The organism is Qipengyuania benthica (genome assembly GCF_030717865.1).
GTDB lineage: Bacteria > Pseudomonadota > Alphaproteobacteria > Sphingomonadales > Sphingomonadaceae > Qipengyuania > Qipengyuania benthica.
The window spans coordinates 154,446-174,097 of sequence record NZ_JAVAIL010000002.1 but is presented as its reverse complement, the minus strand read 5'-3'; the positions used below and the strand labels follow the sequence as shown (position 1 = coordinate 174,097).

Genomic DNA, 19,652 nt, shown 5'->3' with positions numbered 1-19,652 from the left:
CGCATAAAAAAGGGCGCGGAACCCTCGGTCCCGCGCCCCTTTCATCGTAGCTGCTCGCAGGCGGACTAGCCGCCAGCGTTCTGCTGGGTGGAGTAGACTGCCCACAGATCGGCGATCGGCTCGCGCGGTCCCTGCACCTTCTCGAAGGTCGCCTCGGCCTCTGCCCGTTTGCCCTGATCGAGCTGGGCGATGCCCAGCCGCGTGAGAACCAGCGGCGTGTTCACGCCGGGCATCGCGAGCGCCTTGGTGTAGAATTCTTCGGCCTCGGCAGCCCGGTCGTAGCTCAGGAAGGTATCGCCCGCCGCCATGACCGTCACCAGGCTGGCGTTTCCAGCACGGGCATCGGCGGCCAGTTCGGGCAGATCGTTCTTGTCGGTCTCGATCCGACGTTCCGCCTCGGCGCGGGATTCGATCACATACGGATCGGTCCGATCCAGCATGCCCGAAGCGTAGCCTTCATCGATCACCGCCAGGACTTCACCCGGGAATTTGCGCGGATCGGCAGCCTCGATGTATTCCGTATACATACTGCCGTCGCGGAAAGTGTCGGTCCGGCGCGACAGCCGCAGGATGTCGAGGATTTCGGGATATTCATACCGATTGCCGTTGAGCGCGACCGCGATCGCGTCGCCCCAAGTGGTCTTGTTGGGGTATTCTTCGACATAGCGGATAGAATATTCGCGCGCCTGCTCGGGCAGGTCGTTGTTGTAGGCGGTCACGAAGGCGTGCTTTACCCAGGCTTCCGGAACCGGCTGGCCGGCTGCTTTGCGCGCATTCATCTGCTCGTCGAGATAGGCGAAACCGGTCGGGTAGTCGCCCGCCTCGAAATAGAGGTCGGCGATCATGCGGTGCATGTCGTCGGCGCCGAGCGTCCGCGTCGAGCCGTCGGTAAGCTGCGCATCGAGCGTGTAATTCGCCGCGATGGCACCTTCCAGTCCGCGACGCGCCGCAGCCATGTCGCCGAGCCGCTGATTGAGTTGGTAGGACGACCAGTGGAACTGGCCGACCTGCTCGGGTCCGACCTTGCCGCTTGCGAGCATCAGATCGAGCCCCTGCACCATCAACCGGTCGTTTTCCGATTTCGCACCGATACTGTAGAGGATGCTTCCCGCAGCATGGCGGTCATCGGCGGTCTCGACCGCGGCGACCAGAGCGGGAGCGGCCGCTGCGGCAGCGGCGTAATCGGGCGTTTCGCTGGTGACGTTCTCGTTGACCGGCTTGTAGGCGGCGATGAAGCCCTTGGAATAATCGGCCTTGGCCGCCTTTTCCTGCTTTTGCGCATGGGCCGGGGACTCGAGCGCGACGCCGGTGAACACGGTGCCGGCGGCCAGGGCGAACGCCAGCGCCAGGCTGGAGCTTCGCTTGCTAGAGGAATGGAATTTCATAAGGTTAACTCCCAAAAAAAACACAGGGTGCCAACTGCACCCTGGTGCGGATTGCATCGGCGGCGGCTTGCCCCGGCTGCAATCCAATTGCAAACCGTGATACCCTTGTCGGGCTGAATAGCGATTGAATACCGGTTCCTTTCGCCGTTCAGAACCGGGGCGAACCGGCGTTTCCAGCCACATGTGGAAAAAGCGCCCGAGCCAGGCAGCCGGTTCCCGCAATCGGTGGCTTTTGCATGGCAACCCGCCTAGGGTTCCGCGCAGCTATACGCCCTTTCAACTACCGAAAAGCAGTACCTCCTTTTGAGCGACGACACCGACATTCTCGAACCCGCTCCCGCAAGCGGCGGCTACGCCCGCATCGACATCGTCGATGAGATGAAGACCAGCTATCTCGATTACGCGATGAGCGTGATCGTGGCCCGCGCACTCCCCGATGTGCGCGACGGGTTGAAGCCGGTCCACCGCCGCATCCTGTTCGCGAGTCAGGAAGGCGGCTTCGTCGCCGGGCGCCCCTATCGCAAGAGCGCCAAGATCGTCGGCGACGTGATGGGCAACTATCACCCGCACGGCGATTCCGCGATCTACGAAGCGCTCGCGCGGATGACGCAGGACTGGTCGCTGCGCGTGCCGCTGATCGACGGTCAGGGCAATTTCGGCTCGATGGATCCCGATCCGCCCGCCTCGATGCGCTACACCGAAGCGCGGCTGGCGCGTGTCGCCAACATGCTGCTCGACGATCTCGACAAGGATACGGTCGATTTCGCGGACAATTACGACGGTTCGCGGCGCGAACCCACCGTCCTTCCGGCGCGCTTCCCCAATCTGCTGGTCAACGGCGCGGGCGGGATCGCGGTCGGCATGGCGACCAATATCCCGCCGCACAATCTGGGCGAGGTCATCGATGGCTGCTTCGCCTATATCGAAAACCCGGCGATCACCTCGGAAGAGCTGTTCGAGATCATCCCCGGACCCGATTTCCCCACCGCGCCGCTGATCCTGGGCCATGCCGGCGCCAAGGCGGCCTACACCACCGGGCGCGGCTCGATCCTGATGCGCGCACGCCACGAGATCGAGGCGACCCGCGGTGCCAAGAGCGAAGGCCGCCAGTCGATCGTCCTCACCTCGATCCCCTTCCAGGTCGGCAAGTCCGGCCTGGTCGAGAAGATCGCCGATGCCGCCAAGGAAAAGCGGATCGAGGGCATCTCCGACATCCGCGACGAAAGCTCGCGCGAAGGCATGCGCGTGGTCGTCGATCTCAAGCGCGACGCCTCGCCCGAGGTCGTGCTCAACCAGATCTGGCGCTACACCCCGGCGCAGTCGAGCTTCCCGGCCAACATGCTCGCCATCCGCGGCGGCCGGCCCGAGACGCTGGCGCTGCGCGACATCATCCAGGCCTTCATCACCTTCCGCGAAGAGGTCATCACCCGGCGGACCAAGTTCGAGCTCAACAAGGCGCGCGACCGCGCGCATATGTTGCTGGGCCTGGTGGTCGCGGTGTCCAACCTCGACGAGGTGGTCGCGATCATCCGCGGCGCTTCCACTCCGGCGGAAGCGCGCGCCAAGCTGCTGGCGCGCGAATGGCCGATCGGCAATATCGCCCAGTATATCCGCCTGATCGAGGCGATCGAGCCCGATGCCGAGCAAGCGGGCGGGACCTATCGCCTCTCCGAGCGGCAGGTGAAGGCCATCCTCGACCTCAGGCTCCACCGCCTCACCGCGCTGGGGCGCGACGAGATCGGCGGCGAGTTGAAGGTGCTGGCGGATGCGATCGAGGAATATCTCTCGATCCTCGCCGACCGGGTCAAGCTCTACGGCGTGCTGCGCGAGGAACTGCAGGAGGTCCGCGATCTCTACGCGACTCCGCGCATCACCGAGATCGCTCCGGCCTGGGACGGGCTCGAGGACGAGGACCTGATCGAGCGCGACGAGATGGTCGTGACCGTCACCCACGACGGCTATATCAAGCGCACCCCGCTGTCGACCTTCCGGGCGCAGGCGCGCGGCGGCAAGGGTCGCGCCGGAATGGCCACCAAGGACGAAGACGCGGTCGTCGAACTGTTCGTCACTTCGACCCACAACCCCGTGCTTTTCTTCACGAATACCGGACGCGTCTATCGCCTCAAGGTGTGGAAGCTGCCAGAGGGCGGGCCGCAGACGAAGGGGCGCCCGATGGTCAACCTGCTGCCTTTGGGCGACGAGGAACGCGTCACCAACGTCCTCCCGCTGCCCGAGGACGAGAGCGAATGGAGCGCGCTCAACATCGTCTTCGCCACCGAGCAGGGCATGGTGCGGCGCAATTCGATGGATGCTTTCACCAACATCCCGTCGAACGGCAAATACGCCATGGGCTTCGTCGAGGACAGCGGCGACCGGCTGATCGGCGTGCAACTGCTGTCCGCAGGCCAGGAAGTATTCCTCGCGTCCGACGCAGGCAAGGCGATCCGCTTCGCCGCCTCCGATGCGCGCGAGACCAAGAGCCGCACCGGCATCGGCGTGCGCGGCATGACCTTGCGCGAGGATGCCAAGGTGGTGTCGATGGCGGTGCTCGAGGGCCATGCTTACAGCCCCGAGCAGCGCGAAGCCTATCTGCGCGCCGCCGCCTGGAAAAACAACGATGCCGAGGCGACCCTGTCCGCGGAGGAAGCGGCCGAGATGGCGGAGAAGGAGGAGTTCATCCTCACCCTCACCGCCAACGGCTACGGCAAGATCTCCTCGGCCTATGAATACCGCACGATCGGTCGCGGCGGTCAGGGGCTGACCAATATCGGGGAGCCCTCGAGCAATCCCGATCGCAACGGCCCGGTGGTCGCGAGCTTCCCGGTCAGCCACGGCTCGCAACTGATGCTGGTGACCGATCAGGCCAAGCTGATCCGCCTGCCGATCGAATTCCGCCATCTGGTCGAAGGAGGCTTCGAGACGCACAAGGGGATCGCGGTCTATGGCCGCACATCCTCCGGCATCCGGATCTTCGATGTCGCCAAGGGCGAACATATCGTCGGCGCGGCGCTGATCGACGAAACCGAGGAGCCCGAAAACCCCGCCGAGGAAGCGATCGCGGAAGAGATCGCCGATCGCGAGGCGCAGGTCACCGAGCCGCACACCACCGCGCATTCGGACAAGAACATCGAAGGCGAACCCGGCGGCTGAGGGTGTCGATTGTCGAATTCGACAATCGCGCCCGGTAAGATGTCGGTCGAATTCGAGCAAAAGGCGCTCGGATTCGCCCCGGCTCAGTCGGCCGTTTGCTTCAGCCGCAGCGTCTGCACGACCCCGGTCACGATCAGGAACTGCGCCGCATAATACAGCGGCCAGACCAGCCAGCCGGCGATTGCGGGATCGAGCCCGCCGCCCTCGCGCCCCAGCAGGACCAGGTCCGATACGATGAACAGCACCGCTCCCAGCCCCACCCGATAACGGGGAAACCGGCTCGACCAGGCGCTCGCCGCCATCAGTCCCAGAACGGCCGCATAACCCGTGGCGATCGTCCAGTCGGGCGATTGGCGGGTAATCAGCCAGGCGATGAGCGGCGCGAACACCGCCAGCGCCAGCGCCGCGGCGTTCTGACTGCCCGTTCGTACTCTGCGCATATTCCGGCGATAAAGGGTGATCGCCATCAGATGTCCCAGCGCGAAAGCCGCGCCGCCCGCGATCAGATCAATCTCGATCGCGACATCGCCGATCGCGCCGAGCGCCATGGCCGCCGCGATCAGCGCACCGTCCGGCCCCGCGCTGCGCCTGGCAGCATAGACCGCAAGGAAGGCGACCGCCGCGCCCTTCCACAGCATCAGCCAGACCCCGCCGATGGCGCTGTCCGCAACGAAGAAATAGCTGATCCCGGCGAGCAGGCTGAGCAGCAAATAGGGTCGATGTTCGCTCAGGGCGCGTCTGGGCATTGGCAATGTCCTCCCACCGACAGGCCTTGAACGATAGTGCCCCGCGGTTCTAGGGCGATGCGGCAATGACCCACGACATCCACATCATCGGCGGCGGGCTCGCCGGAAGCGAAGCCGCCTGGCAACTCGCCCAGCGCGGCTACCGCGTCCGCCTATCCGAAATGCGCGGCAGCGGCGACACCACGCCTGCGCACCACACCGACGGGCTCGCCGAGCTGGTGTGCTCCAATTCCTTCCGCTCCGACGACGACGAGAAGAACGCGGTCGGACTGCTCCACCATGAGATGCGCCGGCTCGACAGCCTGATCATGCGCGCCGGCGAAACCGCGCGCGTGCCGGCGGGCTCGGCGATGGCGGTCGACCGCGACGCCTTCAGCGCCGAGGTCGAGCGCATGCTGGCCGCGCACCCGAACGTCACCATCGTCCGCGAGCGGATCGACCAGCTCCCTTCCGAAGGCCCGACCATCGTGGCCACCGGCCCGCTCACCGCGCAGTCGCTCGCGCAGAGCATCGTCGCGGCCACCGGGCAGGACCGGCTGGCCTTCTTCGATGCCATCGCCCCGATCGTCCATCGAGAGAGCATCGACATGGACATCTGCTGGATCCAGTCGCGCTGGAACAAGCGCAATTCCGCTTCCAACGAGGAAGGCGACTACATCAACTGTCCGATGACCAAGGACGAGTACCTCGCGTTCCACCAGGGGTTGATGGATGGCGAGAAGACCGAATTCCGCGAGTGGGAAAAGGACACGCCCTACTTCGAAGGCTGCATGCCGATCGAGGTGATGGCTTCGCGCGGGGTCGATACGCTGCGCTACGGCCCGATGAAGCCGGTCGGTCTCGACGACCCGCGTACCGCCTGCCCCGAATTTCCGCAGGGCCGCTGGCCCTATGCCGTCGTCCAGCTGCGACAGGACAACAAGCTCGGCACCTTGTGGAACATGGTCGGCTTCCAGACCAAGCTGAAATACGGGGCGCAGATCGAACTGTTTCGCACAATTCCCGGGATGCAGAACGCCGAATTCGCGCGGCTGGGCGGGCTCCACCGCAACACCTTCCTCAATTCGCCGCTGGTGCTCGACCGGCAATTGCGCCTGAGGAATGCCCCGCATATCCGCTTCGCCGGCCAGGTGACCGGCTGCGAGGGGTACGTCGAGAGCGCCGCGATCGGCCTGATGTCGGGTCTGATGGCGGCGAGCGAACTATCGGGGCGTGAGTGGCAGGGGCCGCCGCGCACGTCGGCGTTCGGTGCGCTTTTGTCGCACATCACCGCCGATGCCGAGGCGGAGACCTATCAGCCGATGAACGTCAATTTCGGGCTGTTCCCGCCGCTGCACGACGTCAAGAAGAAGCAACGCAAGGAAGCCTATACTTCGCGGGCGAAGTCCGATTTCGGCGCGTGGATGGAGGAAACGGCACTCGTCCCGGCCTAGCAGCGGCAGGCCGGTGGCTTGCTCGGGCGGGACTTCGTGGTCGCAAATTCTATAGGCGTCAGCCAATCATTGCCATCGGCATCCGCGCCTTCGAACCGGTCCACGGTGGCCACCGCCCATTCCTCGAAGGTCAGCAGATTGTTGCCGTCGATATCGAGCTTGCGAAAGGCGTCGGTGCGGCTGGACAGCATTTCGTTGCGAGTGATCCTGAGGTCGCGATCGCGGTCGTAGCGGAAGAAGCGGCGCTGCTCGCGGGTCAGTTCGGTGGCTTGCGGCGGTTCGGGACCCAGCAGATCGCCCACCACCGCTTGCGGCAATTCGAGTTCATCGGCGAATTCGGCGGTTTCGAGCGGCAGCGGCGGCGGGGCGCCGCGTTCGACCTCCGCCCTGCCCTGCCACCAGAACAGTCCCACCCCGGTCAGGACGAGTGCCAGGATCGCTCCCAATGCGATGCGGTTCATCAACGCCACCTCCGAGGCGGCAAAATACGCTAACGCCCCAGAATGCCAAGCCGCGTTGCGAGCAGCGCGCTGGCGCGGTCGCCGAACAGCGGTCCTGCGCCGCGCCGCAGCACGCGCTCGCCCAGGCCCCCGAGGACAGCGAGCGGACGTAGAGCGCGCGGCAAGCGGCTCCGACCGCTGCTGATCCGGTTTGCAACCGTCCGGAGCCGCTTGCGCTCGAGCGGGTTCGAGAGACGCGAAAGACAGTCCCCAAGCGCGTAGCGACAGCCCGCCAAGCGCGCCGCTTCTGCATAGCCCCCCTGTCCTGCGAGCCGTGCGGCTGCGGCGAAGGCAGCGCCCTTCCCTTCGGCAAATCGCTCGAAGGCATTCTCGTTCAGCGGCGCCTCGCCGAGCAGTTCCTCCCAGCCATCGACAAGAGCCACCAGCGCCGGTTCCTCGCCGCGCCAGTGCTCACCGATCGCATCGAGCACGGGATCGCCCCTGGGCCTCGTTTCCCGCGCTTCTCCCAACCGGTCGCGCCACCACGCGAGCCGCATTTGCGCGAGCATCGGCTCGCGGGCTGCCGCGACGATCCGGCCGAGCCGCTCGTCGAGGGTGAGCAGCGGAACCAGCAGCGACCGGGTCGGCCCTCTCGCCCACGCCAGCGCGACCTCCCCTGCGAGCGACAGATCTCCGGTTCCCGGACTCACCAAGCGTCGTCCAATGGCAAGTTTCTGTTAACCATGCCTTTCCACCCTTTCTTCGCTCTGTCCGCCCTATGCCAACCCCAAATCAGGGGACAATCGTCATGCGCGGATTCCGCGACAGATCAGGGGAACCGGCTATAACCGCGATGCGCAGGGGCTTCCTCTCGCGCCTCCGCGCCGATGAAGCGGGCAATACCCTCGCCATCGCGGCGGCTGCGCTCCTGCCACTGATCGGCTTGGTCGGCGGCGGTGTCGACATGAGCCGCATGTACATCGTCAAGACGCGCTTGCAACATGCCTGCGACGCCGGAGCATTGGCGGGGCGCAAGGCGATGGGCGCCGGCGTGTGGAGCTACGACAATTACGCCGCGCGCAGGGCTGCCGGCGGGTTCTTCGACGCGAACATCCAGGCCGATCCCTACGGCGCGACCGATCTGACCCGCAATTTCACCGAAGATGCGGGCAAGGTGGTCGGAACGGCATCGGCAACCGTACCGATGACGCTGATGCGCATTTTCGGCAATGAGAGCCAGACGCTCACCGTCAGTTGCGATGCCGAAATGCGGCTTCCGAATACCGATGTGATGTTCGTGCTCGACGTTACCGGATCGATGGGCGAAACGCCGTCGGGCGACTCCCAGACGAAAATACAGTCGCTGCGCGTTGCGGTGAAATGCTTTTACGAAATCGTTGCGCGGCTCGACAGCGATGCCAGCTGCACGACCGGCGCCCCCAGCGGCGGCACGGGCGACCAGGTCCAGATACGTTTCGGCTTCGTGCCCTACGCAACCAACGTCAACGTCGGGCGCCTGTTGCCCACTGCTTACCTCGCCGACAGCTGGAATTATCAGACCCGCAGGCGAGTGGGATGGGAGTGGGGAGACTGGACCGCGTATAGCTATTCCGGTTCAAGCTATTACGGATCCTGCTCCAGTCCGGCCGCGGATACTGCGGAGACTCAGTACAAGTCCGAGAAAACATCTTACTATGGGAGCTATTACTGCGTCAATTATTCCCGCGGTCGGGTTCCGGCTTGGGAATACGACCGGCTTCCGGTCAACGTCGCAGAGCTCAAGAACGGTACGGCCTGGAGGGACAGCTTCGAATGGCCGATCGCCAACGACGGTGGCAACAAAACCATCGGCTGGGATGGCTGTATCGAGGAGCGTCAAACCGTCCGCACGACCAGCTTCGCGCCTATCCCCGCTGGCGCAAATGATCTCGACATCGATCTCGTTCCCACCAGTGACATTACGACGCAGTGGGGTCCGGCGCTTCCCGATCTTATCCATACGCGAAGAGGGAATTTCGGCGACTGGGATCGCAGCCGCGTAAGCAGCACTACAAGCAATTACAGTAATGCTTCCAGCTACTTCTGTCCCGCACCGGCCCGCAAGCTGCAGAGCTTTCCGGCGGCAAGCGAGTTCGATACCTATGTCAACAGCCTCACTCCGTCCGGCAATACCTATCACGATATCGGTCTCCTCTGGGGTGCGCGCTTGCTGTCGCCCACGGGCATCTTCAGGTCCGAAAACGAGTTTGCCTCCGAAGGTGGCGAGATCGAGCGTCATCTGATTTTCATGACCGACGGCGACACCGTAACATCGTCAAGAAACTACACCGCTTACGGGATTCCCTGGTTCGATCGCCGCCAGACCACTTCGACCTCGAGCACCGCGCTCGACGAGCAAGTCGATCTTCGCTTTGCAGCAATCTGCACCGCGGTGAAGAACAAGAACATCACCCTGTGGGTCATCTCGTTCGGCTCGGTCTCGAGTGGCACGGTGACGCGGCTGAGGAACTGCGCAACCTCGGGCCGGTATTTCCACGCTACCAATGCAGCGACCATTCAGCAGACCTTCCGTTCGATCGCGGACGAGATCTCTCAGCTCAGGCTCACCCGGTGATGCTGCGCGCTCTCTCCCGGCGGAATGTTCCGCACGAGCTGGTCGGCAGCCAGACGGGCATCACGCTGGTCGAATTCGGCATCGTGGCGCCGGTCCTGTGCGTCATGCTCCTGGGCGCGTTCGACATGGCTCACACGCTCTATGCCCGCTCGGTACTAGAGGGTACGCTGCAAAAGGCGGCCCGCGACGCTTCGCTCGAAGCGGGGACCGATGCCGCCGTTCGCGCGGTGATCGATCAGAAGGTCCGCGATCAGGTAGCGCCGCTCGTCGGCGATGCGGACATCCGTTTTACGCGCCGCTTCTACCGCACCTTCAGCGATGCCGCAGCTGCGCGGGCGGAGACCTGGACCGACAGCGACTCCAACGGCAGCTGCGACAACGGCGAACCCTACGACGATGAAAACAACAATGGAGTCTGGGACTCGGACGGCGGCAACGATGGCCAGGGCGGGGCCAAGGATGCCACCCTCTACACCGTAAGGGTGAGCTATCCTCGCTTCTTTCCCATCTACAATCTTATCGGCGGCTCGAACACCGCGCGGTTGAGCGCATCGACCGTCCTGCGCAACCAGCCCTACGGCGATCAGGGCAGCTACGAAGCGCCGCAGGTGCGCAATTGCACATGAACCGCAAGCTCCGCCCCGCATTGCTGCGTAGGCTGCGCGCCGACCGAAGTGGTCTCGCGCTGATCGAATTCGCGTTCGCCGCGCCGGTCCTGCTCATGCTGAGCCTGACAGGTGCCGAGCTCACCCACTACATCACCACAAAGATGCGGATGAGCCAGCTGGCGCTGCACCTAGCGGATAACGCCGCGCGGATCGGCTCCGGCAGTCAGCTCTCCGCCAAGCGCATCAGCGAAGCCGACATCAACGACCTTTTCATCGGCGCGGGACTGCAGAGCGGCGAGCTCGACCTCTATGACAATGGCCGGGTGATCATCTCGAGCCTCGAACCGATGGCGAACCCCAACACCGCTGGGACCTATCGCATTCGCTGGCAGCGGTGCCGCGGCGTGAAGACCGCGCACCGATCCACCTTCGGTCGCGCCGGCGATACCGACCTGACCGGGATGGGTTTCGCCGGTCGGCAAGCGATTGCGCCCGAGAACGGCGTCACGATGTTCGTGGAGGTCTATTACGAATACCAGCCGCTGCTCGGCGATCACCTCGCCCCGAGCACGGCGATGATCGAGATCGGCTCGATGATGGTTCGCGACCGGCGCGACACGGTCGGCGGCGACAATGGAGTCTACCCCGTTGCCGGCGTCACGCCGTCCGGATGCTGACCGCGGCTCACTCCACGTAACAGACCTGCTTGACCGCCGCGACGATGCGGGGGGCGTCGATCAGCGCGAGTTTTTCAAGATTGGCTGCATAGGGCAGCGGCACATCCTCGTTGCACACCCGCAGAACCGGGGCGTCGAGATGGTCGAAGCCCTTTTCCATGCACAGTGCGATGACTTCCGACGCGATCGAACAGGTGGGCCAGCCTTCTTCGGCAACGATCAGGCGGTTGGTCTTCGCAAGGCTCTCGAGAATGGTGTCGCGGTCGAGCGGACGCAGTGTCCGCAGGTCGATCACCTCGGCCTCGATCCCGTCTTGCGCCAGGGTTTCCGCCGCTTCGAGCGCGAAGCCGACCCCGATTGAATAGCTGACTATGGTGACATCCGACCCCTCGCGCACGATCCGCGCCTTGCCGATCGGCAGGACATGGTCGTCGAGCTCGGGCAGTTCGAAGGTCTTGCCGTAGATCAGTTCGTTTTCGAGGAAGACCACCGGGTCCTCGCAACGGATCGCCGCCTTGAGCAGGCCCTTGGCGTCGGCGCTGTCGTAGGGCGCGATCACGATCAGGCCGGGGACGCTGGCGTACCAAGGGCCATAGTTCTGACTGTGCTGCGCGCCGACGCGGCTGGCGGCGCCGTTGGGGCCGCGGAACACCACCGGGCAGCGCATCTGGCCTCCCGACATGTAATTGGTCTTGGCCGCCGAATTCACGATGTGATCGATCGCCTGCATCGCGAAGTTGAAGGTCATGAATTCGACGATGGGCCTGAGGCCGCCCATCGCCGCCCCGGTGCCGATCCCGGCAAAGCCGTATTCGGTGATCGGCGTGTCGATCACGCGCTTGGGACCGAATTCGTCGAGCAGCCCCTGGGTGACCTTATAGGCGCCCTGATATTGCGCGACTTCCTCGCCCATCACGAACACGCGCTCGTCGCGGCGCATCTCCTCGGCCATGGCATCGCGCAGGGCCTCGCGGACCGAGACCGTGGCCATGTTGGTGCCATGCGGGATGTCGGGATCGGACTTTGGCTTGGATTTCGGCTTTTCAGGAGTGATCGAGCCGCCCTCGTCGTCGCGGCCGACGTCCTTGCCCTCGCCTTCGACATCGGCTTTCGTATCATCCGAAGGGGCCTCGATCTCGGAGGCGTCCTCGCCCTCGCCCGCCAGCATGGCGATCACCGTGCCGACAGGGACATTCTCGGTCCCTTCCTCGACGAGGATCTTGCCCAAGGTTCCCTCGTCGATAGCTTCGAACTCCATCGTCGCCTTGTCGGTCTCGATCTCGGCGATGATGTCGCCGGGTTCGATGGCGTCACCTTCCCGCTTGAGCCATTTGGCGAGCGTGCCCTCTTCCATCGTTGGAGACAACGCGGGCATCTTGAGTTCGATAGCCATGGCTCAATACTCCCCTACCAGCACATCGGTGTAGAGCTCGGCCGCCTGGGGCTCGGGGGAGTTCTCGGCGAAATCCGCGGCTTCGGAAACGGTGCTGCGGATAGCCTTGTCGATCGCCTTCAATTCGTCCTCGGTCTTGCCATTCTCGAGCAGGGTCTTCTTCAGCCCCTCGATCGGGTCCTTGGTGTCGCGGAAATCCTGCACTTCCTCGCGGGTCCGGTATTTGGCCGGATCGGACATCGAATGGCCGCGATAGCGATAGGTGTTGCACTCGATCAGCACCGGACCCTTGCCCTCGCGGACGTGCCTGAACGCTACCTCGGCTGCGCCGCGCACCTCGAGCACATCCATCCCGTTGACGAACATGCCCGGGATCCGGAAGGCGGTACCGCGGCGATAGAATTCGGTTTCCGCGCTGGAGCGCCCGACCGCGGTGCCCATGGCATACTGGTTGTTCTCGACCACGAAGACGATCGGCAGCTTCCACAGCGACGCCATGTTCATCGTCTCGTAGACCTGGCCCTGGTTCGCTGCACCATCGCCGAAATAGGCGAGGCACAGTCCGCCGTCGTCATTGTACTGATGCGCGAGCGCCAACCCCCCGCCCAGCGCCACCTGCGCGCCGACGATGCCGTGACCGCCGTAGAATTTATGCTCGGTGCTGAACATGTGCATCGAGCCGCCCTTGCCTTTGGAGATTCCCGCCTGGCGTCCGGTGAGTTCGGCCATGATGACCTTGGGATCGATCCCGTATGCGAGCATGTGACCATGATCGCGGTAGCCGGTGATGACGCTGTCCTTGTCGTTGTCGAGCGCGGACTGGAGTCCGATCGCAACCGCCTCCTGGCCGATATAAAGGTGACAGAACCCGCCGATCAGGCCGAGGCCGTAAAGCTGGCCGGCGCGCTCTTCGAAGCGGCGGATCAGCAGCATCTGCTCGTAGAAGGCGAGCATCTGTTCGGGGCTGGCATCAAAGCGCTTCTGCTTCTCGTGCTCGTCCTGCAGGCTGTGCAGCGCGAAGTCGTCGGGCGACTCGCTCCGCTTCTTCGGGTCGCTTTTCGGGGATTTCGTCGCGCTGGCGGGAGTCTTGGCCAAGTCCGGTGTCCTTCGATCATCCTGGTCCCGTCGATCGCCCGGAGTTCTGTCGAAACCTCGGGCCGGGTCGCGTGGCCTATAGGCGCATGGTCGTGGCGCGCGCAACGGGGCGCGGCTTGGTCCGTGCGAAACCGTAACGTCAGGGGTGGTTAGCGTAGGCCTTCTTCGTCGAGGCGGACGACCACCTCGTCGGGATGGACCACATTGAGCTGGCTGCGGAGCAGTTCGCCGACCATGTCGGGATCGGCGCTATCGGGGTCGAGCAGCACGACCCTGTTGCGGAGCGCGTCGCGTTCCTTGGTCAGCGCAGCAAGGTGCTCCTGCCGCTGATCGAGCAGGCGCAAGTTTTCGCTCCAGGAGAGCAGACCGGAAGGCCCGGCGATGGCGAGCCCGCCCATCACCAGCAGCACGCCAAGAGCCAGCGACTGTACGCCGCGCTCCCTGCGAATGCCGAATTTTCCACCTGTGCGCTTCATAAGCCACCAGAATCACACTTGGCCGGAGCGCGCAAGCGCAAAAGGCGACCGTCGCCTAGATGCAGTCGCCGTCGAGCTGGCGATGAGGCGGCGATGAGCGGAACCAAGCTTCCTGCCCAGCCGTAGCAAACTTGACACGAGCCGCGCGCTTATGTAGTTACCGTTGCAACTAGTAGCGCGATAAGAGGACCGCCCATGCCCGATCTTTTCGAAAATCCCATCGGCCTCGACGGCTTCGAATTCGTCGAGTTCTGCGCTCCCGAAAAGGGTCAGCTGGAGCCAGTGTTCGAAGCGATGGGTTTCAGCCGTGTGGCTTCGCACCGCTCCAAGGATGTCGATTTGTGGCGGCAGGGCTCGATCAATCTGATCGCCAACTACGAACCGCGATCGGCTGCTTGGTATTTTGCGCGTGAACACGGCGCTTCGGCTTGCGGGATGGGTTTTCGGGTCAAGAACGCGGCCAAGGCCTATGCCGAATTGCTCGAACGCGGTGCCGAACCGGTGAGGGTCGAGACGGGCCCGATGGAACTGCGGATTCCGGCGATACGCGGCATTGGCGGCGCGATCGTGTATCTGATCGATCGCTACGAGGATGAAGACGGCCAGGGCCTTTCGATCTACGACATCGACTTCGAGTATGTCGAGGGCGTCGATCGCCATCCCGAAGGCGCGGGTTTCAACGTCATCGATCACCTTACGCACAATGTCTACAATGGTCGCATGGCCTATTGGGCCGATTACTACGAGACGCTGTTCAACTTCCGCGAAATCCGGTTTTTCGACATCAAGGGCGAATACACCGGCCTCACCTCCAAGGCGCTCACTGCGCCGGACGGGAAGATTCGCATCCCTCTCAACGAAGAAGGCGAAGGTGGCAAAGGTCAGATCGAGGAGTTCCTCAAGGAATTCAACGGCGAAGGCATCCAGCACATCGCTCTGATCTGCGACGATCTCGTCACCGCATGGGACAAGCTCAAGGAGTTCGGCGTCCCCTTCATGACCGCGCCGCCCGAAACCTATTACGAGATGCTCGACGAGCGCCTGCCCGATCACGGCGAGGATGCCGACGCGCTCAAGATGCGCGGCATCCTGCTCGACGGCACCACCCAGAATGAAGATGGCTCAGGCGGCAGCCCGCGACTGCTGCTCCAGATCTTCGCCGAGGCGCAGGTCGGGCCGGTGTTTTTCGAATTCATCCAGCGCAAGGGCGACGAAGGCTTCGGCGAGGGCAATTTCAAGGCGCTGTTCGAGAGCATGGAACGCGACCAGATCAAGCGCGGCTCGCTCAAGCTCGAGGACCGCGAAACGGAACCCGCGCAATAGATCGCCTCTAGAACAGAACGGAACCGGCCATGACCGAACAGACTCCCCATCCCATCCGCCTCGGCGGCGTTCACCACGCCGCCTATCGCTGCAAGGACGCCAGGGAGACGGTGGAATGGTATGAGAAGGTGCTCGGTATGGATTATGTCAGCGCCTTTTCGGAGGACCATGTCCCCTCGACCGGGGAATACGATCCCTACATGCATGTCTTCCTCGATGCGGGTAACGACAACATCCTCGCCTTCTTCGAGCTGCCCAAGCAGAAGGACATGGGCCGCGACGAGAATACCCCCGCCTGGGTACAGCATCTTGCCTTCCGGGTGCACAGCGAAGACGAATTGCTCGCGGCCAAGGCGCATGTCGAGAGCCTCGGCATCGAAGTACTCGGCCCCACGCATCACGGCATCTTCAAATCGATATATTTCTTCGATCCCAACGGCCATCGCGTCGAACTGGCGACCGACATCGGCACCGACGAGCAATATGCCGAGCTGAAGCGCGTCGCCATGCCGATGCTCGAGGAGTGGAGCGAGACCAAGACCGCGCCGCAGCACGCAGCGTGGCTGCACGAGATCGCGCGCAAGGAACACGGGAAGCGGTGATCGCCCAAACCGGGCGAACCGCTCCCTAACTTTTGCTATACCGGAACCTCCGGGCGAACCTCACGTTGGCGCCCACAGGGAGGTTTCATCGTGAGCTACATCGCAACGCTGCGCGAGCAGGTACAGGCAATGGCCACGGGCTTCGTCGCCGCGTTGCCCAGCATCGCGATCGCGCTGCTCGTCCTGCTCGTCACCTGGATTCTGGCGCGCTTCGCAGCAAAAATTGCCGATATGCTGGTTGGCCGGACCGAAATCCGTCCCAGCCTCAAGTCGTTGATCGACACGCTGGTCAAGCTGGCTATCTGGCTGATCGGAATCATGATTGCCGCGATCGTGGTGATGCCCACCCTCACCCCGGCGAGCCTGATTGCCGGGCTCGGAATCGGTGCGGTCGCGATCGGCTTTGCATTTCAGGATATCTTCGAGAACTTCCTCGCCGGCGTGCTGATCATGCTGCGCGAGAAGATGCGGATCGGGGACGTGATCGAATGCGAGGGCATTGTCGGCAAGGTCGAGCGGATCACCTTGCGCGAAACCCACGTCCGCCGCCTGTCGGGCGAACTGACCATCGTTCCCAATTCCATGATCTTCAAGAACCCGGTCGAGATTCTCACCGATGAACTCAAGCGTCGCCACGAGATCGTGGTCGGCGTGTCCTACGACACCAATCTGGATCATGCCGCCGACGTCATCCGCCGCTCGGTGGAGGCGGTCGGGGGTGTGGATATAGACATGGGGCTCGATATCTTCGCGCAGGAATTCAATTCGAGCTCGGTCGATTTCCTGGTCCGCTGGTGGGCCGGCTCGACGCCCCGCGCCGGTTGGGAAAGCAAGGACAAGGTCGTGCGCGCGATCAAGGCGGGGTTGGACGCGGCGGAGATCGAAATCCCCTTCCCCTATGTCACGCATACCTTCAAGGAGCGGGTCCCGCTGGGCCGAAATCCTGGCGCCGAAGCCTGACCGCCCGAAGATCGGGTTTCCGCAGAAGGGATATTCATGGCGTTACTGCGTAACCTCGGCGGGCGGTCCTCTTGAGCAATCCCGAATATCTGACCCGGCGACAGGAGCTGCTGCTCGCGCTCGCGGCGGCGGTGGTTACCGCGAATGCCTATTACATCCACCCGATCATCGGCGAAGTGGCCGACGGCTTCGGCGTGAGCGCTTCGACCATCGGACTGGTGCCGGCCTTGAACCAGCTGGCGCTGGCAGTCGGCATTTTCCTATTGCTGCCCTTGGGCGACCGCTTCTCCAACCGGCGGTTGACGGTGGTTTTCACCATCGGGCAGTGCATCGGGCTGGGAATGATGACGCTGGCGCGCGATTTCGCGCTGTTCACGGCGGGATCGACGCTGCTCGGCTTCTTCACCATCGCGCCCTATCTGCTGCCCGCCTACGCCTCCAAGCGCGTGGCCCCCGAGAGGCTCGGCCATGTCACCGCGACGCTCACCGCCGGAGTGATCTTCGGCATCCTGATCGCCCGCGTCGGGGCCGGCGTCGTCGCGGAATATCTCAGCTGGCGCGCGGTCTATTGGATCGCCAGCGCCGCGATGATCGCTATCGCGCTCGCGCTGCCGCGGATCATGCCGCAACTCGAAGCCAAGCGCGACAAGCCGCCGGGCAATTATTTCGCGCTGGTGATGTCGGTCTTCCCGCTGCTGCGCGCGCATCGCGAGATCCTGCTGTCCGGAATGATCCAGGGGATCGGGTTTGCGCAGTTCATCGCGCTGTGGCTGGGGCTGGCGCTGCACCTCACCTCGCCCGAGATGGGCTATGGCACCGACGTCGTCGGCTATCTGGCCGGGTTCGCCGCGATCAGCATCCTCTCGACCCCGCGACTGGGGACGCTTGCCGACAGGCTGGGCCCACGCCGCGCCCGGTTCTACTTCTCGCTGGTCCAGACCGCGGGGATCGCACTCCTGATCCCCTTCGGCGACAATCTCTATCTGCTGATGATCCCGATCTTCTTCGGCAATCTGGTCGGCCCTGCCATCGACGTGACCAGCCGGATGACCTTCCTCTCGCTCGCCCCTGGCCTGCGCACGCGGCTGACCACGATTTATATCGTGATGATGTTCATCGGCGGCGCGATCGGCAGCATCGCCGGAACCGCGATCTACGATGTCTACGGCTGGACCGGCACCGCGCTCTATGTCTTCTGTTCCTGTCTGGGAATCGTAGCGATTTCGTTGGTGTCGTGGCGGATTTACGGGCGGAATGAGCGATAAAAACGCAGCCGGCGAATGGGCGCCGCACGGTCGGGAGAATGCCGCGCTCCGATGCGACCATATTCCCTTGCCCGAAAAGCGCTCCGCAGCGACTTCCTAGCCATGACCGAGCGCGAGTATCGCCCATAGGCGGTTTGTGCGAAGAGGGAGACGAGCGGCGTGTTGCGCCCGTAATTGAGCCAGAAGGCGCCCCGGGTTCGATCCTCAGTTGAAGGGAAAATGGTGCGCCCGGAAGGATTCGAACCTCCGGCCACCTGATTCGTAGTCAGGTACTCTATCCAGCTGAGCTACGGGCGCACTCGAGGTGGGCCACATAGGCAGGTGCTTTGTGCTTGGCAATCCCCATCGGGCTCGATCCGCGATTTATTCCGCCCCGCGCCTGCAACAGCCGGTCAGAGGTGGTCCCCCATAAGCCCTTCAAGCGCCGTCAACTGCGCCAGCAGCGCGTGGTCCAGTGGGGGCTTGTCCAGCAAAGCGGCTTGCTTTGGTGCAAACCAGGCGATCTCGCCCCCTTCCAAGGCCTGCGGCTCCCTCGCCCAGGACCGGCAGGTGTAAAGCAGGATGACAATTGGCGGTCGGCTTTCATCGTCGGCGGTCTGCGCAAACCCTGCGGGTCGCAACGCCTCGGGCGACAACTCCACGCCCAACTCCTCCGCAATCTCGCGAACCAGCGCATATGCCGGAGTTTCGCCCTGCTCGACCTTGCCGCCGGGAAACTCCCACAGACCGCCATGATGCTTCTCTGCAGGGCGTTTGTGCATCAGCCAGCGGCCCCGCTCGTCCACCAGCGCAACCGCCACCACCGCCAGCCATGTCGGAATTTCTTCCACTGTCATCGCCTGCCTCAATCCTTTCTTAACCCGCGATGCCTAGACCCGGCATCGTCAGATCCCGTGGTTGCGATTGGGGAAACACCGGAATGCGTCAATTCCTGCGAAAACTCGGTCGCCGGACCGATGGTGCAACCGCCGTCGAATACGGACTGATACTTGCCCTGATCTTCCTGGCAATGGTCGGAGCCGTCCAGACTTTCGGGATCACCGCGATCTCGTTTTGGACCATGGTTTCGGAAAACATAACCGGCTCAGGCGGTGGGTAACGATCCGACTTGCGGGTTGCGTTAGCGATTTCTCAACCTTCGAAGTCGAAACTGCAAGATGCCCACTCCCGGTCCGAACACCGGGAGAGGGTCGGGAACCGAAGACCAAACCAGGAGACGACCAATGAAGTTCATCAAGAAAATCCGTCAGAACGAAGAAGGCGCGACCGCCATCGAATATGGCCTGATCGCCGCGCTGATCGCCGTTGCGGCCATCACCGCGATGCAGAGCCTCGGCGGCAATCTGTCGACCACGTTCAACAAGGTTTCGACCGAAATGGCCGGCACCACCACCACGAGCACCACGACCGGCGGCTAATCGGCCCCGTTATAGACAAACGAAGGGCGGCGGGAGCGATCCCGCCGCCTTTTCTTTGCGCGCAGTT

Annotated in this window: 19 protein-coding genes and 1 tRNA gene; 11 read left to right on the top strand and 9 right to left on the bottom strand. The window is 63.6% G+C overall.

Annotated features, from left to right (window positions below):
* Positions 1 to 65: 65 nt before the first annotated feature.
* Entirely contained in the window at positions 66 to 1,385 is a 1,320-nt protein-coding gene (locus tag Q9K01_RS06130; RefSeq protein WP_305929335.1) for a hypothetical protein, read from the bottom strand.
* A gap of 303 nt (positions 1,386 to 1,688) precedes the next feature.
* Here Q9K01_RS06130 and gyrA point away from each other — a divergent pair, with 303 nt between their 5' ends.
* The gene (gene gyrA, locus Q9K01_RS06125; RefSeq protein WP_305929334.1) at positions 1,689 to 4,535 is read left to right on the top strand and encodes a DNA gyrase subunit A; all 2,847 of its coding nucleotides are present in this window, start codon (positions 1,689 to 1,691) and stop codon (positions 4,533 to 4,535) included.
* Positions 4,536 to 4,618: 83 nt separating this feature from the next.
* Here the strand turns inward: gyrA and Q9K01_RS06120 are convergent, their stop codons facing one another.
* Entirely contained in the window at positions 4,619 to 5,281 is a 663-nt protein-coding gene (locus tag Q9K01_RS06120; RefSeq protein ID WP_305929333.1) for a lysoplasmalogenase family protein, read from the bottom strand.
* A 65-nt stretch (positions 5,282 to 5,346) separates the two neighbouring features.
* Here Q9K01_RS06120 and trmFO point away from each other — a divergent pair, with 65 nt between their 5' ends.
* A complete protein-coding gene (gene trmFO / locus Q9K01_RS06115) occupies positions 5,347 to 6,714 on the top strand; it encodes a methylenetetrahydrofolate--tRNA-(uracil(54)-C(5))-methyltransferase (FADH(2)-oxidizing) TrmFO (protein ID WP_305929332.1) in 1,368 nt (455 codons plus the stop codon).
* Here the strand turns inward: trmFO and Q9K01_RS06110 are convergent.
* Positions 6,711 to 7,175, bottom strand: a complete 465-nt coding sequence (locus Q9K01_RS06110; RefSeq protein WP_305929331.1) for a hypothetical protein — start codon at positions 7,173 to 7,175, stop codon at positions 6,711 to 6,713. The two genes, trmFO and Q9K01_RS06110, sit on opposite strands and share 4 nt — an antisense overlap.
* A gap of 29 nt (positions 7,176 to 7,204) precedes the next feature.
* Entirely contained in the window at positions 7,205 to 7,864 is a 660-nt protein-coding gene (locus tag Q9K01_RS06105) for a hypothetical protein (RefSeq protein WP_305929330.1), read from the bottom strand.
* A 143-nt stretch (positions 7,865 to 8,007) separates the two neighbouring features.
* On the opposite strand from Q9K01_RS06105, the gene Q9K01_RS06100 reads away from it, so the two are divergent.
* Genes Q9K01_RS06100 through Q9K01_RS06090 form a run of 3 tightly spaced genes read left to right on the top strand, consistent with a single transcriptional unit; the run spans position 8,008 to position 11,053 of the window.
* Positions 8,008 to 9,768 (top strand): Tad domain-containing protein, encoded by a 1,761-nt coding sequence (locus Q9K01_RS06100; protein ID WP_305929329.1) that lies wholly within the window; start codon positions 8,008 to 8,010, stop codon positions 9,766 to 9,768.
* The gene (locus Q9K01_RS06095; RefSeq protein WP_305929885.1) at positions 9,768 to 10,394 is read left to right on the top strand and encodes a TadE/TadG family type IV pilus assembly protein; all 627 of its coding nucleotides are present in this window, start codon (positions 9,768 to 9,770) and stop codon (positions 10,392 to 10,394) included. The genes Q9K01_RS06100 and Q9K01_RS06095 overlap by 1 nt, the downstream gene beginning before the upstream one ends.
* A complete protein-coding gene (locus Q9K01_RS06090) occupies positions 10,391 to 11,053 on the top strand; it encodes a TadE/TadG family type IV pilus assembly protein (protein WP_305929328.1) in 663 nt (220 codons plus the stop codon). Before Q9K01_RS06095 ends, Q9K01_RS06090 begins: the two co-directional genes overlap by 4 nt.
* Positions 11,054 to 11,060: 7 nt before the next feature.
* Here the strand turns inward: Q9K01_RS06090 and Q9K01_RS06085 are convergent, their stop codons facing one another.
* The 3 genes from Q9K01_RS06085 to Q9K01_RS06075 form a co-directional block, all read right to left on the bottom strand.
* Entirely contained in the window at positions 11,061 to 12,446 is a 1,386-nt protein-coding gene (locus tag Q9K01_RS06085; protein ID WP_305929327.1) for a pyruvate dehydrogenase complex E1 component subunit beta, read from the bottom strand.
* A gap of 3 nt (positions 12,447 to 12,449) precedes the next feature.
* Positions 12,450 to 13,541: a pyruvate dehydrogenase (acetyl-transferring) E1 component subunit alpha gene (gene pdhA / locus Q9K01_RS06080; protein ID WP_422785297.1), complete on the bottom strand. Its 1,092-nt coding sequence runs from the start codon at positions 13,539 to 13,541 to the stop codon at positions 12,450 to 12,452.
* A 149-nt stretch (positions 13,542 to 13,690) separates the two neighbouring features.
* Positions 13,691 to 14,017 (bottom strand): FtsB family cell division protein, encoded by a 327-nt coding sequence (locus Q9K01_RS06075; protein ID WP_305929326.1) that lies wholly within the window; start codon positions 14,015 to 14,017, stop codon positions 13,691 to 13,693.
* A 195-nt stretch (positions 14,018 to 14,212) separates the two neighbouring features.
* Here Q9K01_RS06075 and hppD point away from each other — a divergent pair, with 195 nt between their 5' ends.
* From hppD to Q9K01_RS06055, 4 genes are all read left to right on the top strand, one after another.
* A complete protein-coding gene (gene hppD / locus Q9K01_RS06070) occupies positions 14,213 to 15,340 on the top strand; it encodes a 4-hydroxyphenylpyruvate dioxygenase (RefSeq protein WP_305929325.1) in 1,128 nt (375 codons plus the stop codon).
* A 29-nt stretch (positions 15,341 to 15,369) separates the two neighbouring features.
* Positions 15,370 to 15,942 carry a VOC family protein gene (locus tag Q9K01_RS06065; RefSeq protein ID WP_305929324.1) on the top strand — a complete coding sequence of 191 codons (573 nt, stop codon included), beginning with the start codon at positions 15,370 to 15,372 and terminating at the stop codon, positions 15,940 to 15,942.
* A gap of 90 nt (positions 15,943 to 16,032) precedes the next feature.
* A complete protein-coding gene (locus tag Q9K01_RS06060) occupies positions 16,033 to 16,902 on the top strand; it encodes a mechanosensitive ion channel family protein (protein WP_305929323.1) in 870 nt (289 codons plus the stop codon).
* Positions 16,903 to 16,973: 71 nt separating this feature from the next.
* A complete protein-coding gene (locus Q9K01_RS06055; protein WP_305929322.1) occupies positions 16,974 to 18,167 on the top strand; it encodes an MFS transporter in 1,194 nt (397 codons plus the stop codon).
* A 220-nt stretch (positions 18,168 to 18,387) separates the two neighbouring features.
* Here Q9K01_RS06055 and Q9K01_RS06050 read toward each other — a convergent pair.
* Together Q9K01_RS06050 and Q9K01_RS06045 are read right to left on the bottom strand one after the other, a co-directional pair.
* Positions 18,388 to 18,464 (bottom strand) — tRNA-Arg (locus tag Q9K01_RS06050).
* A gap of 95 nt (positions 18,465 to 18,559) precedes the next feature.
* Entirely contained in the window at positions 18,560 to 19,003 is a 444-nt protein-coding gene (locus Q9K01_RS06045; RefSeq protein ID WP_305929321.1) for a (deoxy)nucleoside triphosphate pyrophosphohydrolase, read from the bottom strand.
* A gap of 83 nt (positions 19,004 to 19,086) precedes the next feature.
* Here Q9K01_RS06045 and Q9K01_RS06040 point away from each other — a divergent pair, with 83 nt between their 5' ends.
* Together Q9K01_RS06040 and Q9K01_RS06035 are read left to right on the top strand one after the other, a co-directional pair.
* Positions 19,087 to 19,266: a Flp family type IVb pilin gene (locus Q9K01_RS06040; RefSeq protein WP_305929320.1), complete on the top strand. Its 180-nt coding sequence runs from the start codon at positions 19,087 to 19,089 to the stop codon at positions 19,264 to 19,266.
* A 124-nt stretch (positions 19,267 to 19,390) separates the two neighbouring features.
* Positions 19,391 to 19,585 carry a Flp family type IVb pilin gene (locus Q9K01_RS06035; RefSeq protein WP_305929319.1) on the top strand — a complete coding sequence of 65 codons (195 nt, stop codon included), beginning with the start codon at positions 19,391 to 19,393 and terminating at the stop codon, positions 19,583 to 19,585.
* The last annotated feature ends 67 nt before the right edge of the window (positions 19,586 to 19,652 follow it).